Source organism: Heyndrickxia sp. NPDC080065 (assembly GCF_050281185.1).
In the GTDB taxonomy this organism is placed as follows: domain Bacteria; phylum Bacillota; class Bacilli; order Bacillales; family Bacillaceae_C; genus Heyndrickxia.
Window position 1 is genome coordinate 172,948 of the sequence record NZ_JBNNWS010000005.1, and the last position, 20,447, is coordinate 193,394.

Annotated in this window: 25 protein-coding genes and 1 riboswitch; of the genes, 7 read left to right on the plus strand and 18 right to left on the minus strand. The window is 34.6% G+C overall.

Features of this window, described 5'->3' with window-relative positions:
* Positions 1-54: 54 nt before the first annotated feature.
* From ACQKP0_RS07500 to spoIIM, 7 genes are all read right to left on the minus strand, one after another.
* On the minus strand, positions 55-1,356 hold the full coding sequence (locus ACQKP0_RS07500) for a pyrimidine-nucleoside phosphorylase (RefSeq protein ID WP_427405201.1): 1,302 nt from the start codon (positions 1,354-1,356) through the stop codon (positions 55-57).
* The gene (locus tag ACQKP0_RS07505; protein WP_427405202.1) at positions 1,353-2,186 is read right to left on the minus strand and encodes a purine-nucleoside phosphorylase; all 834 of its coding nucleotides are present in this window, start codon (positions 2,184-2,186) and stop codon (positions 1,353-1,355) included. Before ACQKP0_RS07505 ends, ACQKP0_RS07500 begins: the two co-directional genes overlap by 4 nt.
* Before the next feature lie 13 nt (positions 2,187-2,199).
* Positions 2,200-3,396, minus strand: coding sequence for a phosphopentomutase (deoB, locus tag ACQKP0_RS07510; RefSeq protein ID WP_427405203.1), 1,197 nt, complete (start codon positions 3,394-3,396; stop codon positions 2,200-2,202).
* 293 nt (positions 3,397-3,689) lie between these two features.
* A complete protein-coding gene (gene xerD / locus ACQKP0_RS07515) occupies positions 3,690-4,583 on the minus strand; it encodes a site-specific tyrosine recombinase XerD (protein ID WP_427405204.1) in 894 nt (297 codons plus the stop codon).
* 4 nt (positions 4,584-4,587) lie between these two features.
* A complete protein-coding gene (locus ACQKP0_RS07520) occupies positions 4,588-4,809 on the minus strand; it encodes a YqzK family protein (RefSeq protein WP_427405205.1) in 222 nt (73 codons plus the stop codon).
* A 196-nt stretch (positions 4,810-5,005) separates the two neighbouring features.
* On the minus strand, positions 5,006-5,470 hold the full coding sequence (locus ACQKP0_RS07525; RefSeq protein WP_427405206.1) for a Fur family transcriptional regulator: 465 nt from the start codon (positions 5,468-5,470) through the stop codon (positions 5,006-5,008).
* 111 nt (positions 5,471-5,581) lie between these two features.
* Entirely contained in the window at positions 5,582-6,232 is a 651-nt protein-coding gene (gene spoIIM / locus ACQKP0_RS07530; RefSeq protein ID WP_427405207.1) for a stage II sporulation protein M, read from the minus strand.
* Between the two features lie 155 nt (positions 6,233-6,387).
* Here spoIIM and ACQKP0_RS07535 point away from each other — a divergent pair, with 155 nt between their 5' ends.
* Positions 6,388-6,960 carry a GNAT family N-acetyltransferase gene (locus ACQKP0_RS07535; protein WP_427405208.1) on the plus strand — a complete coding sequence of 191 codons (573 nt, stop codon included), beginning with the start codon at positions 6,388-6,390 and terminating at the stop codon, positions 6,958-6,960.
* Positions 6,961-7,189: 229 nt separating this feature from the next.
* Here ACQKP0_RS07535 and ACQKP0_RS07540 read toward each other — a convergent pair whose 3' ends face one another.
* From ACQKP0_RS07540 to ACQKP0_RS07550, 3 genes are read right to left on the minus strand one after another with little or no spacing between them, the layout of a single operon-like run.
* Entirely contained in the window at positions 7,190-8,380 is a 1,191-nt protein-coding gene (locus tag ACQKP0_RS07540; protein WP_427405209.1) for a class I SAM-dependent methyltransferase, read from the minus strand.
* A gap of 48 nt (positions 8,381-8,428) precedes the next feature.
* Positions 8,429-9,592, minus strand: coding sequence for an endonuclease Q family protein (locus tag ACQKP0_RS07545; RefSeq protein ID WP_427405210.1), 1,164 nt, complete (start codon positions 9,590-9,592; stop codon positions 8,429-8,431).
* A gap of 1 nt (position 9,593) precedes the next feature.
* Complete coding sequence (locus tag ACQKP0_RS07550) at positions 9,594-10,142, minus strand: NUDIX hydrolase (protein WP_427405211.1); 549 nt, start codon at positions 10,140-10,142, stop codon at positions 9,594-9,596.
* A gap of 157 nt (positions 10,143-10,299) precedes the next feature.
* Between ACQKP0_RS07550 and mciZ the strand changes: the two genes are divergently transcribed.
* The 4 genes from mciZ to ACQKP0_RS07570 all read left to right on the plus strand — a co-directional run bounded on the left by mciZ (position 10,300) and on the right by ACQKP0_RS07570 (position 12,662).
* Positions 10,300-10,428, plus strand: coding sequence for a Z-ring formation inhibitor MciZ (gene mciZ, locus ACQKP0_RS07555; protein ID WP_427405212.1), 129 nt, complete (start codon positions 10,300-10,302; stop codon positions 10,426-10,428).
* 70 nt (positions 10,429-10,498) lie between these two features.
* The gene (locus ACQKP0_RS07560; RefSeq protein WP_427405213.1) at positions 10,499-11,413 is read left to right on the plus strand and encodes an aldo/keto reductase; all 915 of its coding nucleotides are present in this window, start codon (positions 10,499-10,501) and stop codon (positions 11,411-11,413) included.
* 483 nt (positions 11,414-11,896) lie between these two features.
* Positions 11,897-11,980, plus strand: a riboswitch (cyclic di-GMP riboswitch).
* 28 nt (positions 11,981-12,008) lie between these two features.
* Complete coding sequence (locus ACQKP0_RS07565; RefSeq protein ID WP_427405214.1) at positions 12,009-12,134, plus strand: anti-repressor SinI family protein; 126 nt, start codon at positions 12,009-12,011, stop codon at positions 12,132-12,134.
* A 198-nt stretch (positions 12,135-12,332) separates the two neighbouring features.
* The gene (locus ACQKP0_RS07570) at positions 12,333-12,662 is read left to right on the plus strand and encodes a helix-turn-helix domain-containing protein (RefSeq protein ID WP_427405215.1); all 330 of its coding nucleotides are present in this window, start codon (positions 12,333-12,335) and stop codon (positions 12,660-12,662) included.
* 128 nt (positions 12,663-12,790) lie between these two features.
* On the opposite strand, the gene ACQKP0_RS07575 is transcribed toward ACQKP0_RS07570, so the two are convergent.
* The 8 genes from ACQKP0_RS07575 to ACQKP0_RS07610 form a co-directional block, all read right to left on the minus strand.
* Entirely contained in the window at positions 12,791-12,997 is a 207-nt protein-coding gene (locus ACQKP0_RS07575; protein ID WP_427405216.1) for a DUF5658 family protein, read from the minus strand.
* A gap of 17 nt (positions 12,998-13,014) precedes the next feature.
* Positions 13,015-13,632: a TVP38/TMEM64 family protein gene (locus tag ACQKP0_RS07580; RefSeq protein ID WP_427405217.1), complete on the minus strand. Its 618-nt coding sequence runs from the start codon at positions 13,630-13,632 to the stop codon at positions 13,015-13,017.
* Positions 13,633-13,693: 61 nt separating this feature from the next.
* Entirely contained in the window at positions 13,694-14,272 is a 579-nt protein-coding gene (sipW, locus tag ACQKP0_RS07585; RefSeq protein WP_427405218.1) for a signal peptidase I SipW, read from the minus strand.
* Positions 14,273-14,274: 2 nt separating this feature from the next.
* Positions 14,275-14,817 carry a SipW-dependent-type signal peptide-containing protein gene (locus ACQKP0_RS07590; protein WP_427405219.1) on the minus strand — a complete coding sequence of 181 codons (543 nt, stop codon included), beginning with the start codon at positions 14,815-14,817 and terminating at the stop codon, positions 14,275-14,277.
* A 339-nt stretch (positions 14,818-15,156) separates the two neighbouring features.
* The gene (locus ACQKP0_RS07595; protein WP_427405220.1) at positions 15,157-15,405 is read right to left on the minus strand and encodes a YqkE family protein; all 249 of its coding nucleotides are present in this window, start codon (positions 15,403-15,405) and stop codon (positions 15,157-15,159) included.
* 85 nt (positions 15,406-15,490) lie between these two features.
* The gene (locus ACQKP0_RS07600; RefSeq protein WP_427405221.1) at positions 15,491-16,159 is read right to left on the minus strand and encodes a CoA transferase subunit B; all 669 of its coding nucleotides are present in this window, start codon (positions 16,157-16,159) and stop codon (positions 15,491-15,493) included.
* Positions 16,160-16,181: 22 nt separating this feature from the next.
* Positions 16,182-16,871 (minus strand): CoA transferase subunit A, encoded by a 690-nt coding sequence (locus tag ACQKP0_RS07605; protein WP_427405222.1) that lies wholly within the window; start codon positions 16,869-16,871, stop codon positions 16,182-16,184.
* Between the two features lie 107 nt (positions 16,872-16,978).
* Positions 16,979-18,166 carry an acetyl-CoA C-acetyltransferase gene (locus ACQKP0_RS07610; protein ID WP_427405223.1) on the minus strand — a complete coding sequence of 396 codons (1,188 nt, stop codon included), beginning with the start codon at positions 18,164-18,166 and terminating at the stop codon, positions 16,979-16,981.
* A gap of 378 nt (positions 18,167-18,544) precedes the next feature.
* Here ACQKP0_RS07610 and ACQKP0_RS07615 point away from each other — a divergent pair, with 378 nt between their 5' ends.
* Entirely contained in the window at positions 18,545-19,204 is a 660-nt protein-coding gene (locus ACQKP0_RS07615) for a 5-bromo-4-chloroindolyl phosphate hydrolysis family protein (protein WP_427405224.1), read from the plus strand.
* Complete coding sequence (locus ACQKP0_RS07620; RefSeq protein WP_427405225.1) at positions 19,201-20,379, plus strand: toxic anion resistance protein; 1,179 nt, start codon at positions 19,201-19,203, stop codon at positions 20,377-20,379. The genes ACQKP0_RS07615 and ACQKP0_RS07620 overlap by 4 nt, the downstream gene beginning before the upstream one ends.
* Positions 20,380-20,447: the final 68 nt, after the last annotated feature.

Sequence of the window (20,447 nt, forward strand, 5' to 3'; positions counted from 1 at the left end):
AAAAGCCGTTGATTTTCATCAACAGCTTTAAGATACAAATTTATTAAAAATTTTTCATACAATCTCTTCATGAATCAAGATTGGAGATTTTACCTTTTGTTGTGAGATTTTAATATTATCGTAAAGCTTCTGCTTTACGTCTTCAATTTGTTCTTGATTAGAATAAATTGTTAATAGAGACTCACCTTTCTTTACTTGATCCCCTATTTTTTTCTTCAAAACTATTCCTACTGCTAGATCAATAATTGATTCTTTCGTAGCACGTCCAGCACCTAACATCATTGCAGCAGTTCCAATTTCATCTGCTACGATTTCTGAAATATACCCGTCTACTAAAGATTCCAATTCAATTTTATACTTTGCTTGTGGCAATTTAGAAGGGTCGTCAACTACTTCAGGATCCCCGCCTTGCGACTGTAAAAATATTTTAAAGGATTCCAAAGCTTTACCATTTGAAATTACTTCTGCAAGTTTCTCACGTGCCTCTTTTAATGAAGTTGCTTTTCCTGCTAAAAAGACCATATGGCTTCCTAGGGTTAAACATAATTCTGTTAAATCTTCCGGACCTTCGCCACGTAATGTATCAATAGCTTCTTTTACCTCTAGTGCATTCCCAATGGCAAACCCAAGCGGCTGACTCATATCTGATATAACAGCCATCGTTTTTCTACCGACATTATTCCCGATGTTCACCATCGCTCTCGCTAATTCACGTGAATCATCAATCGTTTTCATAAATGCTCCTGCACCTGTTTTCACATCAAGACATATCGCATCTGCACCTGCAGCAATTTTTTTACTCATGATTGAGCTTGCAATTAATGGAATACTATTAACAGTACCTGTTACATCCCTTAAAGCATATAGCTTTTTATCTGCAGGAGTTAAATTTCCACTCTGTCCAATGACAGCAATTTTATTTTCATTAACTAAACGAATAAATTCGTCATTTTCAATTTCTACATGAAAGCCGCTAACAGCTTCAAGTTTATCGATTGTTCCGCCTGTATGTCCTAGTCCACGTCCACTCATTTTTGCTACTGGTACACCTAATGCAGCTACTAATGGACCGAGAACTAATGTAGTTGTATCACCAACTCCGCCTGTGGAATGTTTATCAACTTTTATTCCTTCAATTGCAGATAGATCAATCGTGTCTCCCGAATTTACCATAGCCATTGTTAAGTCTGCTCGTTCACGCTCATTCATTCCTTGAAAATAAATAGCCATTGTTAGCGCGCTCATTTGATAATCAGGAATGGAATTATTCGTGTATCCTTCTATGATAAATTGTATCTCTTCTGTTGATAATTCGTGTCCATCACGTTTCTTCTCTATCAAGTCAACCATTCTCATATGTTTTCACCAACTTCAATTTTATTTACTATTGCTTTTATAAACTTTAAGAAATCGGCACGAACTTTTTCTGTTGTTTCAATAACTTCATCATGCGTTAATGGCTGGTCCAAAATCCCTGATGCCATATTTGAAATACAGGATATACCTAATACTTTTAATCCTGCATGTCTAGCTACAATAACTTCTGGAACAGTAGACATACCAACAGCATCCCCGCCAAATGCCCGAATCATTCGAACTTCTGCTGGTGTTTCATATGTAGGGCCACTATTGCCTACATATATACCTTCTTGAATTCGAATATTGAGATCTTCTGCTACTTTTCTTGCAAGGAATCGTAATTCTTTATTATACGGTTCTGACATATCCGGGAACCTTGCACCAAGCCTAGAATCATTTGGACCAATAAGTGGATTATTCCCCATATTATTAATATGATCCGAAATGATCATTAAATCTCCTGCAGTAAAATCTTCATTCACTCCACCTGCTGCATTTGTTACAACTAATACTTCAACACCTAGCTCTTTCATTACTCTAACAGGGAAAGTTACTTGATCGAATGGGTAACCTTCATAGTAGTGAAATCTCCCTTGCATTGCTACAACTTCTTTTCCGCTAAGCATTCCAAAAACGAGTTGTCCTGCATGGCCTTCAACGGTGGATACAGGAAAATTAGGAATATCTTCATAACGAATCTTTACCTCATTTTCAATTTCATCCGCTAGAACCCCTAAACCTGATCCTAAAATAAGACCGATTCTAGGTCTTTTTGTATATTTTTCTTTTAAAAATTCAGCTGCGTGCACAATTTCTTTATAATCCACCCTTGCTCCTCCTCTAACCTTGTAAATCCTTTAAAAAGCTAGTACCGTATTCAGGCATTTTTACATTAAAATTATCTGCCACTGTTGCACCAATATCCGCAAACGTTTTTCGAATTGGAAGTTCCTTGCCACCATTAAAACGTTTTGAATAAATTAATAGAGGTACATATTCACGTGTATGATCTGTACCATGGTGAATCGGATCATTTCCGTGATCTGCAGTAATAATTAATAGATCATCTTCTGTCATTTTTTCAAATACTTTTGGCAAGCGTAAATCGTATTCCTCTAACGCTTTCCCATAACCAATTGGATCTCTTCGATGACCATATAATGCATCAAAATCAACTAAATTAATAAAGCTTAAGCCTGTAAATTCTTTATCAAAGGTTTGAATGAATTTATCCATTCCATCCATATTAGATTTTGTACGGATCGCTTCTGTTACACCTTCGCCATCATAAATATCTGAAATCTTACCTAAAGCGATTACATCAAACCCGCTATCCTTCAATTCATTCATCACTGTACGATCAAATGGCTTTAGTGCATAATCATGTCTGTTTGGTGTTCTTGTAAAATGACCCGGTTCACCAATAAATGGACGTGCAATTACTCGTCCAACCATATATTTCTCATCTAAGGTTAACTCCCTGGCAATTTCACATATTTTATACAACTCTTCAAGCGGAACAATTTCTTCGTGGGCAGCAATTTGCAATACTGAATCGGCAGATGTATAAACAATTAATGCTCCTGTTTCCATATGTTCTTTTCCAAGTTCATCTAAAATAACTGTTCCACTTGCAGGTTTGTTTCCGATTATCTTTCGGCCCGATTTTTTTTCCAATTCAGAAATTAGTTCCTCTGGAAATCCTTCAGGAAACACTTGGAATGGTGTTTCGATATTCAAACCCATTATTTCCCAATGACCTGTCATTGTATCCTTCCCATTGGATGCTTCTTGCATTTTTGTATAATAAGCAAGAGGTGTGTCTGCTTTATCCACCCCTTTAATTTCTCGAATATTTGAAAGGCCGAGTTTCGCCATATTCGGCATACGAAGACCAACCATTTTTTCGGCAATATGTCCGAATGTATCTGCACCTTTATCATTAAACTTTTCAGCGTCTGGTGCTTCTCCAATACCAACTGAATCCATAACAATTAAATGAATTCGTTTATATGTATAATTACTCAATTTTTTCATTCCCTTCATGAAATTTACATTGTTTTTTATACTCCAAGCATATCATACCCTTTACAATTTAAGTTAAACAGATAGGTAATACCTTTTACCTTCAATTTCACATAGAATAATAGATTTTTTTATTTAATAAAGGTATGAGGTCTGACAACATTATTTTATCAAAGAATTAGCCTTAATCACAACTGAAAGTGGGTTACTATTTATTTACTTTTACACTAACATGAATATACTTTCTCCAATAATTAACACCGCTATCTCAATAAACATGAATAGCGGTGTTATCTATTAATCTATTAAGCACGCGGATGATGTTTGGAATATACATCTTTTAATCGTAGTTTCGTCACATGAGTATAAATTTGAGTAGTTGATATATCAGCGTGACCAAGCATTTCCTGTACAGCCCTCAAATCGGCTCCATTCTCCAATAAATGGGTTGCAAATGAATGGCGAAGTGTATGTGGAGTGAGTTCCTTTTCAATATTTGCCTTTTTCGCCAAACCTTTTAATATCTTCCAAAACCCTTGTCGAGTTAATCGATTACCATGATGATTCAAAAATAAGCTTTGTGTTTGATCATGATTCGAACAAAGCTTTGGTCTTCCCTCTTGTAAGTAAGTTTCTAAAACATTTGTTGCTGTTTTCCCAATTGGAATGATTCTTTCTTTGTTTCCCTTGCCGATACACCTTATAAATCCCATCGATAAGTGAAGATCCTCCAAATTCAAATTAATTAACTCACTCACCCGAATTCCAGTTGCATACAATAACTCAAGCATTGCTTTATCGCGTAATGGCAAAGGCCCTTTATCAGAAGGAGCTTCCAATAACGCTTCTACTTCAGTTAAACTAAGTACTTTCGGAAGACTTCTTTCAGTTTGTGGTGTTTCAATATGAACGGACGGATCATTTTCTGTAATTTTTTCCCTTAACAAAAATTGGTGAAATGACCTTATAGATGCAACATGTCTTGCTAAAGTTCTTGCTGATTTTCCCTGTTGCTTCAAATGATTTAAAAAATAGACGATATGCACGCGAGTGATCTCATTTAAAGATTCTATTTGTTCCACTTTTCCCATATAAGACAGATAGCTTTTTAAATCTCTTTCATAAGATACTATCGTATTTTTAGATAAGCCTTTTTCAACAATCATATAATGAATTAAGTCTCTTAAACGATCTAGCATTTTATTACTCCCCATTTAAATAGAACAACATTAGTCGATGGAACCAATCGGAATTGTTTTCTTCTACTGAATTTACTTTTATTGCTGTTCCTTTTGGCTCATCATATCGATGATAGTCCTCATATTCTTGATTTACCCACATAATACCATAATAAAAGAGTAATGTGCATCCAGTAAACAATATAAACACCTTAAGAGTGCTTAAAATCACTTTTATCCAAGACATTGCATTAGTCCTTCCCTTTCGTATAAAATTTCTTTTCTAATACAAGCTATGCCAGAGTAACGTTTTTTTATACCTTGTATTCCACTTTTTGAAAGGTTAATGAAGCCAGAACAATTAAGTAAACGGTTCATAAAAGCTTTGGTTTTTTTATACTTTCGAAAGAATAAAAACCTTTTCTAACTAGTAGAAAAGGTTTTTATGATTCTTCTATTTTATTTTTGTCCTTATCCTGGCAACGCCAACATATCCCATGGAATGTTAGGCGGTGATCCTTGATTTTAAAATTCCAGCGTTTTTCAACAATTGCTTCAACATCTTCAAGTAAATCTTCTTGTATTTCATCTACTGCTCCACATTCGATGCAAACTAAATGATGGTGGAAATGTGCAGCTCCCTCTTGTCTTAAATCATAGCGTGATACACCATCACCAAAATTAATCTTATCTACAACCTTAAGTTCAGTTAACAATTCTAATGTTCGGTATACGGTTGCTAGCCCGATTTCTGGCGATTTTTCTTTCACAAGGAGGTACACATCTTCTGCACTCAAATGATCTTCTTCATTTTCCAGCAATACTCGAACGGTTGCTTCACGTTGTGGAGTAAGCTTATAACTTGCAGAATGTAATTGTTTTTTTATTCTATCCACACGACTTTCCATTTGAAGTAATCCTCCCTCGCCACTATCCATTTTATTATAGCAGAAGGAGAAAAAGATGCAAAATAAAATTATTATCATATACAAAGTATAAATTTTATTATTTAATAATGATTATTTATTAATATATGTCATAACAGATTTCATTAATACTGGAGATAAGTAAGCTTCTATCCCTGCAGCTATTGAAACAACTCCGATAGCTATAACTAATGCTACAATATACTGCGCGAACATTGGAATAATTTGAAACCCCATATTTTGTCTTATAAAAATCTTTCGTATTAATTTTAACGATACTCCAACGGCCACTACCGCTACAAATATAAACATTGGGATGATGAACAGGTTTTGTGGGAGCACTGTTACAAATGAAAGTAAAAATCCTCCCCATCCCATCTGATTCACAAGAAACCCAACCGAAAATCCAACGACAACACCTTTAATAAATAATAATATGAGGATAATAGGCAATCCGATAATGGAGATTCCTAACACCCACATTAAACTAAGAAATTTAACATTATGAAAAAAACTGAGTTGAAATAGATCTGCAGGTGCAGCTACTTTCCCATCAGAGACTTGGCCAAAAAATTGATTTAAATAATGAAAAAGGTCCTCCTTTTGGTCGATTGACAAACTGTTTACAATAATCGCCCCGAAAACCACTCCCATTAAAAATAATACAATAATAAAAGAGTAAATTGAGGAGAAATCTTGTACATGACGAATGATAGGATTAGACAACAACTTTGTTTTCCGCATTTTAACTTCCTCCTATTAATCTAGGTAACATAATCTCTTATTATCATTGTTATGCAGAATTAAAAATGTTATGCCAATCTATCTACTATTTTTCTCTTGCATTTTTTCTTATTGAAGAGTTATACTTTTACAAATATTTCATAAAGGAGAATATTATGAAACCAGTATTAATAGATTTTCCTGATAGAATTGAGACGGAAAGATTATATATCCGTCCTTGTATGCCTGGAGATGGAAAAGACGTTTATGAATCAATTAATCATTCTTTAAATGATTTAAAAACATGGCTAGCTTTTGCGCACAAAGACCAAAACTTAGATGATGTTGAATCCGGAATACGAAATTCATATGCTGAATTTATTAAGAGGCAAGATTTTCGTCTTCATATTTACCGAAAAAGTGATAATAAATTTATAGGTTCTACTGGTTTGCACCGGATCAATTGGGAAACCAAGGTCTTTGAAATTGGCTATTGGATTGATAGTCGATATACTAAAAATGGCTATATTACGGAAGCAGTAGAGGGACTAACTAGTTTTGCATTCAAACAATTTAAGGCTGAAAGAATCGAAATTAGGTGTGATCCAAAGAATACAAATTCTAGAAGAGTTGCAGAGCGTCTAGGATTTACGTTAGATGGAATTCTTAGAAATAATACGATGAGTGCAGATGGAAAATCAATTCGAAGTACTTGTGTTTTTTCAATGCTTAAAAATGAGTGGGAATAAGAAAAGCGTAAGCGCCGCAGCTTTAGCGTACGGATTTCGTAGTCTTCGACTGAGATAAAGGAGACACGGCGAGGGACGAGTCGATGCCCGCTTATCGTAGGGAGAAGACGGAGAAATCCGCTAGCTGATAGGCGCTGGAGCTAGACAACGCAGACACTTTTTGAAACTTATACCCTTTAATATTTTCTTACCTTGAAATAAAAAGCTGCAGCTTCTATAAAAATAGAGGCTACAGCTTTTTTGCAACTAATGTAAACGTCTTTGGCAGACCAATATCTGATATTTTATGATTAGGTTCCTCTTCTAAAACTTCTATTAATAACTCAGATTGTCCGACTGAGGTAATCACTTCTCCTAAAGTCCACTTTCTTTGTAAAACATGTTGAAGCTCCTTTTTTTCCTCTTCTGGCATATGCTTCGTAAAGGCTACATGATTTTTTTCGATTGAAGAATCAAAATAATTACCGGTAACCTTATGCTTTTTTCCGGTCGATGTAATCAGTTTTGTTGAAATTGGATGGAACTCATGGAGAACAAAACGACCATTCGGACATAATAACTGATGGATTTTTTCCATTAATGTATGTAAATCAATGAAATAATGAAGGACACCCAGCTCCATTAAAACAATATCAAAATGCCCACGATATTTCTCGGTAGACAAGGACAAAACATCTGAAACGATATATGTAAAGTCTATATCAGATAAGCTTGCAATTTCCTTAGCAAACATTTCATTTTCTTTTGAAAAATCTACTACGGTTACGTTTGCTCCTAGTAATGACATGGCCACTGCTTTGATTCCATTCGATCCCATAAGATGAAGAACCTTCTTATCTTTTAATGGGGTAAGATATTTATAAAACGGATGCAGCCTCCACTTGGGGTTTTGCTTAATCTTTTCTGCTATTTCCTGTGGAGAACCGTAGCGATTTAGTAATGCTGCGTAATTATTTTGATTCCATGCACCCTCGTTTTGCATCGCTACCATTCTCTGCTCTTTTTCCAAATGAGCTTGTATACTCATCGTTTCATGAAATGTATGATTGTAATAAAGGTACTTATACAAGGACACACACCAAAATGGGTGATTTTCCATTATTATTTCGATTCGATACGGCTCTGTTTTAATCGTTGTATTAAAATGACATTTCACATAAACAGAGTAATTGTCTTTTTGCGCTTGGAAACTCGCCTGTGTCTCGTTTTTCTCCAATTCTGTACGTTCCAACGGCTCCAATAATTCATATAAATTATCTAGCGCATCCCATTGAATTTCAACAAACACGGTATTTTCGTGTGCTAATTCCACACCTTGTAGCCATAATGATGTAGAATCTATAAAATGGTATGGGATGTTTTCGTTTTCTAACAGTAATGAGAATTCCTTTATTAATTGAAAATAATTCCTGTCTACCATAAAATCCTCCATTTATATTGTAGGCTAAATAGATCAATCAAATATTTTTTATTGCTGATCTGATACTTTTCCGTATTGACCGCCCCCACCTGCAGATAATTGCAGTGCTCCATTTCTCGCTTTCATAATTAAATCTACTAAATCCGGTTTCACAACCTTCTCAAGCTCGTTTTTAGAAACATTGTGAAGAATATTCATTTCCGTTCCAAAATGGTCTAGAAGCTTGTCCAATGTCTTAGGACCTAATCCCGGTAAAAAGTCTAATGGTACTTGGTGAATATATGGCGGTCTAGTTGGCCCATTACTAGCAGTTGTTATTTCTTGTATTCGTTCAGCTACCCCTTTTGTAAACTGAGTAGATCCACATTTTTCACATATATCACCAAATTTTTTAGCAAAGCATTTTGCACAGGTGGATTCATAATACTTTCCAAGATATGGGTTTAATCCATAGTTTGCAACTATTTTGTTTCCATCTTTCTGTTGAAAAGCTTTTTTCAACGCTTGAAATGTCGGTGCTTCTAACTTCACTACTTGGTACTCACGAGCGATTTTTGCTAATGAATGGGCATCTGAATTGCTGACGAAAGTATATTCATGCAATTCTTCTATATGATCAGCCATTTCCGTATTAGAGCTTAAACCCAACTCAATACCATCAATAAGATTCTGATCGAATACTTCCGTTAATGACTTTTTCACTCCTTTTCCATACAAGCTTTTGAATGGAGTAAAAACATGTGCAGGAATGAACATCCCTTCCAATGATTTAATTTTTTTCTGTAGCTGCTTTGCATCCTCACGAATACGTTGTGTGCTCAATTGGTTATTTTTCACTCTTTGAGAATACCAGTTTGAAAATTCCTTTAGTCTCTTAAGTGAAGGGAAGTACCCGAGAACATGAAGGGGTCCTTGACAATATTCATCATTTACTTCAATCTCAACGCCTGGGATTAAAGTCACTGAATCTTGAAATCGAAAGCCACCGTCTTCCATTTCAATCATTTCTCCACTGTATAAAAGATCTTCAATTTCTGCGATTACTTCAGGAGAGTGACAATCGATGATGCCAATTATATCTAATCCTTTAGGTATTTTCGCTGCCTTTAATATATTTGTTAGTGTAAGTGTTTTTGATCCGGTAATTTTGACTGGTTTCCCCGTTTTCGTTCGACCAATATGAATATGGAGATCAACAAAGTAGTTTTTCATGTTATTTTTGCGCCTCTTTTAATTGTAAATATTGAATGGCATATGCCGTTTTTGCATCATAAATTTTCTGTTCCTTAACTAATTGGATAGCTTCTTCTATTGTAACCTCTAATAATTCAACAAACTCGTCTTCATCTGCACTTTTCGGGTTTTCTTTCTTTTTTATCCCTTTAGCTAAATAGAGATGGATAAGCTCATCAGCAAACCCTGGTGAAGTGTAGAAAGAGATGATATGCTCTAAGCCTTCACAATCATAGCCTGTTTCTTCCTCTAACTCTCTCCTTGCCGTTAATTCCGGTTCTTCTCCTGGCTCTAATTTTCCAGCAGGAATTTCAACAAGGGCACGATCCATTGGCTTTCGGTATTGTTCAACCAAAATGATTTTGTTTTCAGAAGTTAAAGCCAAAACAGCCACAGCTCCTGGATGCTTCACAATCTCCCTCTTTGATGTTTTCCCATCCGGTAATTCCACATCATCCACTTGTAATCGAATCACTTTACCATCAAAAATTTTTTCAGTACTTAATGTTTTTTCAGTAAATTTATGCATCTATTTTTGCTCCTTCGAGTTCTATTCTTAGGCATTATTCATACATTTTAACACAAATAGAAAAGCGGAGGCTAGGAGCCGTAGCTAGACAAAGAAAAGCGGAGACGACTGTGCAAAATTCGGACTAGCTCCGAAATTAATTTAGGAGATGATGAGAATGAAAATTTATATTCATCAAAAAGGAATGATTTTATGCGGAAAAGCCTGGGAAATTAGAGAAACGCTTAAATTCTATTCGAAAAAATATAAATATGTTAATGATTGGATTAAAGGAACAGACCAATAGCAAATGGTAGATTTGACTGAATATTTCCGTTAAAATTAGAAATATCATATAATGAAAGGTCGAAATCTTTATGAAAAAAAATCAATTAGGAACCTCAGATTTATTCGTTTCTAAATTAGGTCTTGGGTGTATGTCACTCGGTACCGACGAAATAAAGGCGAAGGAGATAATTAAAGCTGCACTTGCAGAAGGAATTAATTATTTTGATACAGCCGATCTATATGATTTTGGAGTAAATGAAGAAATAGTTGGAAAATCTTTAAAGTCTGTGCGTGATCAAGTGATTATTGCGAGTAAGGTAGGTAATCGTTGGAATAGTGAAAAAACAAGCTGGAATTGGGATCCTTCGAAAACTTATATAAAAGAAGCGGTAAAAGATAGCCTTCATCGCCTGCAAACCGATTATATTGATTTATATCAATTACACGGTGGAACTATCCAAGATACTATTGATGAAACAATCGAAGCTTTCGAAGAATTAAAGAATGAAGGCCTAATCAGATACTATGGAATTTCTTCAATCCGTCCCAATGTAATTCGTGAATACATTCAAAAATCCAATATTATTAGTGTTATGCTCCAATATAGCTTATTGGACCGTCGTGCAGAGGAAAACGTTCTTCCTCTATTAAAAGAAAATAGCATTAGTGCTGTAACAAGAGGACCATTAGCCAAAGGTATTCTTAGCGGTAAAATACTTGAGAAAGCTATGAACAAGGGCTATATGGATTATACTTTTGAAGAGTTAAATGAATTAGTCAAAAATATTCAATCAAAGCTATTAAAGAATAATCGTACAATGACTGAATTTGCAATCCAATATAATCTAAGCCATGAATCCGTTGCTTCGGTTATTGCAGGTGCAAGTTCTGTAAATCAAGTTAAAGAAAATGCAAATGCTGTCCGCGCCAATCCATTATCGGAGGAAGAACGTAATATTCTGTTAGCACTCACGAAGCAAACATACTATATTGAGCATAGATAAAAAACACAGGTTTCTTGTGTTTTTTATCTATGCTTTGTTAAACAATATTGTAGTTTCTAATACTACCTGTAGGGTATGCGTTCAGCATGTTTTATTACTTATAGAAATCGCTTTACACATACAATAAAGCTGGTTTTTTCAACTATAACCATTAACAAAACCTTATATCAAAAGACTAAAATCATAAATTATCAGAATAATCTTAAAAACTTTTCAACATTTTCATCTCTTTTTCTACAAATACTCCTTATTTCCTAATTTATTTTCAGACCATAATGTTTTGATTTGCCTATAAAACAATGAAAAAATCGATATATACCGACAAAATCAGTGGTAAATACTGTTATATATATATATTCCTACTTTTATTTGGGTTCTTTCTATCATTTATCGACATCGACAAATTATACGAGCCTAGTACTTTTGAATCTTATATACTCATTGTAAGAGTTAGACAATTAGTATATCAAAAGTATCATTATTTACAGATAAGGGCAAACCTATTGAAAAATAGGGACGCAAAGTCTCAGGTCTAAGGTTTACGACTATGATAGCTGGACTACCTGGAATACCATCTGTATTTTAGGAGGTAAACATGGAAAATCAATTCACTGTCAATGAAAAAAATTTGGATCAAGATTGGGTTGACTTAATTCTAGCCGCTTTAGATATGGGCATAAGTGTTCAAGAAATTAAAGATTTTTTTCAGAAAATAAAATAGGAACAAAAATATTGTAAATAAAAATTTTTTATAATTCCCCAATTTTCTTAATAATATACATACTATTTTACAAATTTGCTATTAACCAATAAGTATAGCAACTATCATTTCATTTTTATTACAATTATTTTTTGTTCTATATATGAAAAAAATCCTTCGTTATATGTTATAATAATACGAAGGAAGGTGAAAAAATATATGATTGGCCAGCGTATAAAAAACTTTCGTCTACAAAAGCAATTATCTTTATCAGAACTTGCAGATAGAGCTGGAGTAGCAAAATCATATTTAAGCTCGATTGAGCGAAATTTACAATCCAATCCTTCTGTTCAATTTCTTGAAAAAATTGCAGCGGTTTTAAATGTTTCAGTTAACTCACTTTTACATGACGAAATAGATGAAAACGATGCAGTTGAACTTGACTCAGAGTGGGAAAATCTTGTTAAAGAAGCGATGAATTCTGGCGTTTCAAAAGAAGAGTTTCGCGAATTTTTGGAATTTAATAAGTGGAAATTAAACAAACAATAAAAGCGTTTATGATGATACTTCATCAAAGACGCTTTTTCATTTATATTGCTAGAATCCAATGTATATGTAATAGAAAAACTAATAAATAGATCCATATTGCTATTAATGTAGTCTGCTTTATCATTTTTCTACTTTGAATTTTTCGAGTATAGATAAGTATATATATTAAAGAGGGAAAAAGATATTTTTATTCCTAAAAATAATATTGGGTGGATATTATAAAAATATCTCATTAGTGGATTTGCTTCTTCTATCCATCCGCTTCTTAATCCAATGAATGAAATAAAAGCATCAAAAACGTTTAATAATGCCAAAAGGTGAAAGGCAAAAGTCAATTCTTAGTTCCCCCATTTCACATTTGGATGTTTTTCTTTTTTAAGCGAATGGTGATCAATATTGTAATGATTAGGATATAGGCTCCATAAATAGAAAAAGAAAGGAGTTTATTATCCTCAAATAAACTACCTGCAAATGTGAAAATCATTACTCCCGGAATTTTACCTACAATTGTAGCAATAAAGAATATATACCATCTAACCATACTGACTCCACATAAAACATTAAGTATGGGAGCCGGAATGACGGGAGCTAAACGAACAAGCAAAATCCCTAGAAATGCATTTTTTTCAAAAATACTTTCGTACTCTTTAGTTTTAGGATATTTCTTAAGCATTGTTTGGACCCAACGTTGAAATCCATAGCGAGCCATGAAAAACATGAGCATTGTACCAATTAAACTTCCACACAATGAAATCAGGCTCCCCATCCAAACTCCGAATACGGAGCCAATCAAACCAGCAACTACTGCGAATGGTATAATTGGAAAGAAAACTAACAATGCAACAAATAGTAGACTTATAATAATGGCTGTACTTTCCCCAGATTCGATTAGGTGAAGCATTGTTTCTTTTTGGGTATATGCACTGATGATTAAGATAACGGTTATCATAATAGTTAATAATTGCTTCATCTAAAATACCTCTTTTATGCTTAAATAAATTCTGCTTATAAAGGGTTCCCCTTCTTTTTTATTATACCGATTTTTCTATGTTTTCTGGAGGAGTTTTCTTTTCATCAATTTGCGATATGGTTCTCCATATGGTGAAGACTGAATAACCAAGCAGCAATAATCCTGGTAAGATTAATAGTAAAACACTGCCATTTTTAGACTGTGAAAAATTAAAAAAATATCCAACATACGGAATAGTCATACCAGTATATTTCGCTAACACATTTTGCGACTGAACTGGCTTCATATCTGCCGTTTTATTATTATCCCCTTTTGTTCTATAAATGACATCCTTGCCATCCTTACTTACCTCAATAATTCTATGCGTTACAAGTCTTTTTTCATCCGCTTTAAAGGTGATGATGTCCCCTTTTTTAAATTGAGTCTTATCTTCTGCAAGCCTTACCGCAATAATCGATCCAGTCTTAATCCCAGGCTCCATTGAACCGGATAATACAGTTTTCAACTGATAGCCAAGAAACTGTGCTTCCCCTCCTGACACTTTCGATGAAATAATAACGAAAAACATGAGTACTAGTGCAAGAAATAATACGGTTGTTATGATTGAACTGATCCACTTTTTGATTAATTTACCCTTCATTATTAATCACCATCCTTTTTGGAATTTGTATCCCCATCATCATTTGGTTCAGTGGTAGGCTTGTCATCTTTTACATCTGATGAAGAGTCACTTGAATTTTGTTTTTCATTTGTATCCTCGTTTGAAATCTCTTTACCTTCTTCAATTGAGTTATTATTTGGTTGATCAAGTTGTTCCTTTTCAGGTTCTGTAGTTACTTCTTCTTTCTTATCTTCTTTTGGAGCGTCATCCTTTTCGTATGATGATTGTTCTTCATTATTTTCTCTAAGAGACTGGTCCTCCTCTATCCCTTCTTTATCATCTTTTTCCCAAGTTCCAACTGTTATCTTTCCTGTGACTTTATCAGAATCATTTAAATATGCTCCAGTATTTGAAGTTAAGTAAGATCCTGCAATAATTACTATGTACCATATAGCAACGATTTGAGCTATTAAAAGTAACCTTTTATTTTTATTCTTAAATGGACGAAGACGTGAATTTCTAATTTTTATCCCCCCAACACATATATCATTTTGTTTATTCTTTTTAGAGAACGTACAATTCAAATTTTATTCGTTTTATATTCCTCTTTCTACAAATGAATTGTACATATAATTTATCTCTGGTTTCTGCAAGCAAGACGTTACAAAAAAAGGAAATCTACTAATAAAGCACTCCGCTTCTGTTCGTTTTAAAGAATCCATAATTTGAGTATAGGACAAATAGTTTATTTTGAAAAATCACAAAAATAGGGATAATTTCATTATAAAGAACATTTTTCGTTCTTTATCTCATTTTTTCTCTATTTTTCTAACTTTCTTAAAATTCATAGCGCCTGGAAATGATTAATTAAAAAAAGGTGTTAAAGCATTTAAAATACTTTACACCTTTTTTTACACCCTGCATTATTTAAATTTCTTCCAATCCATGGAGCTTTCATTAAATAATTCTTCAAATGATTTATTTTTTTCCCGTTTTCTTCTTTCTTCTTTTTTTCTTTCTTCTTCTAATAGTTTTTTATTCTCTTCCTCATGTTGCAATTCTTGTTGTGCTTTTTTTAATTTTATGAGGATATCTTGATTTAATGTATCTTGTAAAGTTAATCTTTCATCTGATGGTTTATTCTTTTTCTGTTGTTTTTTAGATTTATTCATTGAGAGTTGCTCCTTCTAATAAAAGTAAAGAAAGGGAAATCAGCTAATATATATCACTAATTCCCCTTTAATTTTACTATATAAATTAATAAGCTTCTAGTTTCACATCTTCTGGAACTAGTAATTCTGGCTCGGTAGACGCAAGAATTTCTTCAACTGAATATCCAATCGCCACTTCTTTTAAAACAAGTCCTTGTTCGTTTACATCAATAACTGCTCTTTCAGTAATAATCCGGTTAACTACACCTTTACCTGTCAAAGGTAAACTGCACTGTTTTAATATTTTTGCTTCACCATTCTTATTTACATGATCCATAATAACGATAATTTTTTGCGCACCATGGACAAGGTCCATGGCACCACCCATCCCTTTAATCATTTTACCCGGAATCATCCAGTTAGCTAGATCCCCTTTTTCCGAAACTTCCATTCCTCCTAGAATAGCCACATTGATATGGCCGCCACGAATCATCGCAAATGATTCAGCACTATCAAAATAAGATGCCCCTGGAATTGCTGTTACGGTTTCTTTACCAGCGTTAATTAAATCAGCATCAATATTATCTTCTGTTGGATACGGACCGATTCCTAGCAGGCCATTTTCAGATTGCAAGACGACTTGCTTATTATCGGATATATAGTTGGCCACTAAGGTAGGCATACCGATCCCAAGATTAACGTAAAATCCATCTTCGATTTCCTTTTCTGCTCTTCGGGCAATTTTCTCCCGTACCGCAAACCTATTCTCTGCCATTTCATATTCTCCTTTCTATCTATTATTTCGAAATCGTTCGTCTTTCAATTCTTTTTTCTTGGTCTCCTTGAATAATCCTCTGAACATAGATGCTTGGTGTATGGATGAAATTTGCATCTAGTTCACCAATTTCATAGAGTTCTTCTACTTCAGCAATCGTTATTTTCCCAGCAGCTGCAATCATCGGGTTAAAATTACGTGCTGTTTTATTGAAAATAAGATTTCCCATTTTATCGCCTTTCCAAGCACGAATCAAACTGAAATCAGCAGTTAAGGCTTCTTCTAATACATATTCTTTGCCGTTAAACTCACGTGTTTCTTTTCCCTCTGCAATCGGTGTCCCTACTCCTGCTGGTGTATAGAAAGCAGGAATTCCTGCACCGCCAGCACGGATTTTTTCTGCTAGTGTTCCTTGTGGAGTTAGTTCTACCTCTAATTCTCCAGCGAGAACTTGTCGTTCGAATTCTTTATTTTCTCCTACATACGATCCAATCATTTTCTTAATTTGTTTATGCTGTAAAAGCGGACCAAGTCCCCAATCATCAATCCCACAGTTATTAGAGATAACAGTTAAATCTTTAACTCCTTTATCCACTAATGCCTGGATTATGTTTTCTGGAATTCCACAAAGACCGAATCCACCGACCATAAGCGTAGCACCGTCATGAATATCAGAAACTGCTTCATGAAACGATGTGTAAATTTGTTTCATTTTTTAATCTCCCCCCAAAACTTGAACTTGTTTTACGTAAGCAGCCAGCCCCTCAGGATCAAACTAGCAAATTTTTGTCTGAGACTGCCCAAGGCGCTTCCACTTCTTTATGCTAATTCAACAATTGTTGCAACACCTTGACCCCCACCAATACATAGGGTAGCTAAACCATTTTTGACTTGCCTTTTTTTCATTTCATGAATTAAAGTAACCAGAATTCTTGCACCACTTGCCCCAATTGGATGGCCAAGAGCAATCGCCCCACCATTTACATTTAAAATCTCCTTATTAAATTGAAGTTCACGATCAACAGCAAGTGATTGTGCAGCAAAGGCTTCGTTTGCTTCGATTAAATCGATATCCTCTAATGAAACTTGGGCTTTTTCTAACACTTTTTTAACTGCGGACACAGGTCCAATCCCCATTACACTTGGATCGACTCCTGCGCTTGCATTAGCTTTTATCGTAACCAGCGGTGTAATGCCTAGTTCATCGCATTTTTTTCTAGACATAACAACAACCACTGCCGCTCCATCATTGATACCGGATGCATTCCCTGCAGTAACAGAGCCATCCTTTTTAAATGCCGGTCTCAAGCCTGCTAACTTTTCTGCAGTCGTACCACTTTTTGGATATTCATCTGTATCAAAGACAATTGGATTTCCTTTTCGTTGTGGAATTTCTACTGGAACGATTTCATCTTTAAATTTTCCTTCCTCAATTGCTTTTACTGCTTTTGCCTGACTCTGTGCAGAAAACTCATCCTGTTCCTCTCTGCTTATTTGATATCGTTCACAAAGATTTTCCGCTGTAATTCCCATATGATAATCATTAAAAGCGCACCATAGTCCATCTCGAATCATGCTGTCAACAAGATTTTGATCTCCCATCTTAAAGCCTTCTCTTGCATTATTTAATAGATATGGAGCTCTGCTCATATTTTCCATTCCACCGGCTACAATGATATCAGCATCGCCTGCTAAAATAGCTTGAGTAGCTAAATGAACCGCTTTCAATCCGGACCCACATACTTTATTAATAGTCATTGAGGAAACGCTTTCAGGAACACCCGCGTTTATTGCGGCTTGTCGTGCTGGATTCTGTCCCAGCCCTGCTTGAAGTACATTTCCCATAATGATTTCGTCAACTTGTTCTGCCTTTACACCCGCTTGCTCTAATGCCTTTCTAATCACTATCGCCCCAAGCTCTGTTGCTGGGGTATTTTTTAACGCTCCATTAAAGCTCCCAATAGCAGTTCGCACTGCACTTACAATGACAACCTCATGTCTTTCCATTATTTCTCCTCCTTGTCCACTGTTAGCTGTGGTTACTGTCTATTTTCAGTACATTTTACATCATTAGTATTTTTTCGACATAAAGTATAATTCTCCTCTAATGTTTACAATTTTTCTTTTAAAAGAGTATTAACATGTCTTTCTCCAGTGACTAGTCCCTGGAGGTCAATAATCTTCCTTGTTAGAAGAACATTTTTTCCCGATTATGATCAAGGATCTTACGCTTTCTTATGATTCCAGAGAAGTATCATTCTCTACTCCTCAAGATGTATTTATTTCATTATAATACTCCTATATAATGGTATGCAGCGAAACTTTTTTTTAGATTAATCGTATGTAATAATAATGTAATAGTTCTTTAGACAGGAGTCGATTGTAATGCATCCATTCTTAGCGTTTATGCTACGTTTTTTTATCGCCTTACCTACTGCGGTTGCGACATGGCTAGTTAGCTTTTTTGTTTTCTCCCAAACCTATTGGCTATCTTCACTTATTGCAATAGGTGGTGGTGGTATTGTCTATACAGCAATCAAATGGTATACAAGCCACGTATATTTGAAAAAACACCGTCTAACACGGAAAGAATATGCTTATATTATGAAAAATTTAAATGAAGCACAAAAGAAAATTAAACGACTGCAAAAAGTATTCTTCAGTATTCGGAGTATCGGTGCTTTTAAACAAATGTTTGAAATTATCCGCCTTACGAAAAGAATCCAAGCGATTACGAAAAAAGAACCAGGGCGGTTTTATAAAGCAGAGCAGTTCTATTTCTATCATTTAGATTCCATCGTTGAGCTATCAGAAAAATATTCATTTTTAGCTGCACAGCCCGCTAAAAATGATAAATTATATTATTCCTTAAATGAAACTCGTGATACTTTAAAGGATTTAAAGATATCAATCGAGAAAGATTTATATGAAGTGCTTTCGAGTGATATTGATCATCTTGAATTTGAATTAGATGTAGCTAAACATTCACTAAAAACATTGAAAAACCCGCTTAAGAAAGATGATGAAAGGAGATCTATTAAATGAGTGAAGCAAAAGAAACATTATGGCAAGAAGATACAAGTAACGCAATGGATGACTTGCTCTCTAATCCATTTGGAGATAAAGAGCTCATCATAAATGATTCCCCCGTACAAACTCAAACAGAAAAACCAACACGCTTAATTGATGTTATACCGGAGGAAAACCGACAAAAGGCAGTACAATTAGCTGAGCAAATCGACCCTAAAAATCATCAATCCATTATTTTATATGGAACGCAGGCACAATCGAAGTTATTGAGTTTTTCCCATTCCATGCTCGATCATGTGCAAAAGAAGGATATTGGTGAAGTAGGTAACATTATTAACGATTTAATGAAAAAATTGCACGAAGTCAATCCTGATGAATTAACACCTGAGAAGAAAGGACTTTTTTCTCGTATGTTCGGAAAAATTTCCAATTCCATTCAAGAGGTTCTTTCAAAATATCAAAAAACAAGTGCACAAATTGACCGTATAAGCGTGAAGCTGGATCATTCGAAAAAAACTTTGCTTGGCGATATTCAAATGTTAGAGCAATTATATGATAAAAATAAAGACTATTTTCATGCATTAAATATTTACATTGCGGCTGGTGAATTGAAGCTTGAGGAACTACAGACAAAAACGATTCCGGAATTAAAAAATAAAGCGGCTGCTGCCAGTGATCAAATGGCTGTTCAAGATGTTAACGATATGATTCAATTTGCAGATCGTTTGGAAAAAAGACTTCACGATTTGAAATTAAGCAGACAGATAACCATTCAAAGTGCACCACAAATTCGTTTAATTCAAAATACAAACCAGGCACTTGCTGAAAAAATCCAGTCATCCATCATGACTGCTATTCCATTATGGAAAAATCAAATAGCCATTGCATTAACCTTGATTCGTCAACGCAGTGCCGTCGAAGCACAAAAGCAAGTTTCGAAAACAACGAATGATCTGCTCCTTAAAAATGCCGAAATGCTAAAACAAAATACGCTTGAAACAGCGAGAGAGAACGAACGTGGACTTGTTGATATTGAAACATTAAAGAAAACACAAGAAAATCTTGTTTCCACCTTAGAAGAAACACTTCGTATTCAGCAAGAAGGACGGGCAAAACGCTATCAAGCAGAGCAAGAACTAATGACAATGGAAAACGAATTAAAGCAAAAGCTTTTGAATTTAAAATCATAATTTCTAATCGAGAGTGTCCGATATGTGCTTAGCACTTATGAGACACTCTTGATTTTTTTGCCCCTTTC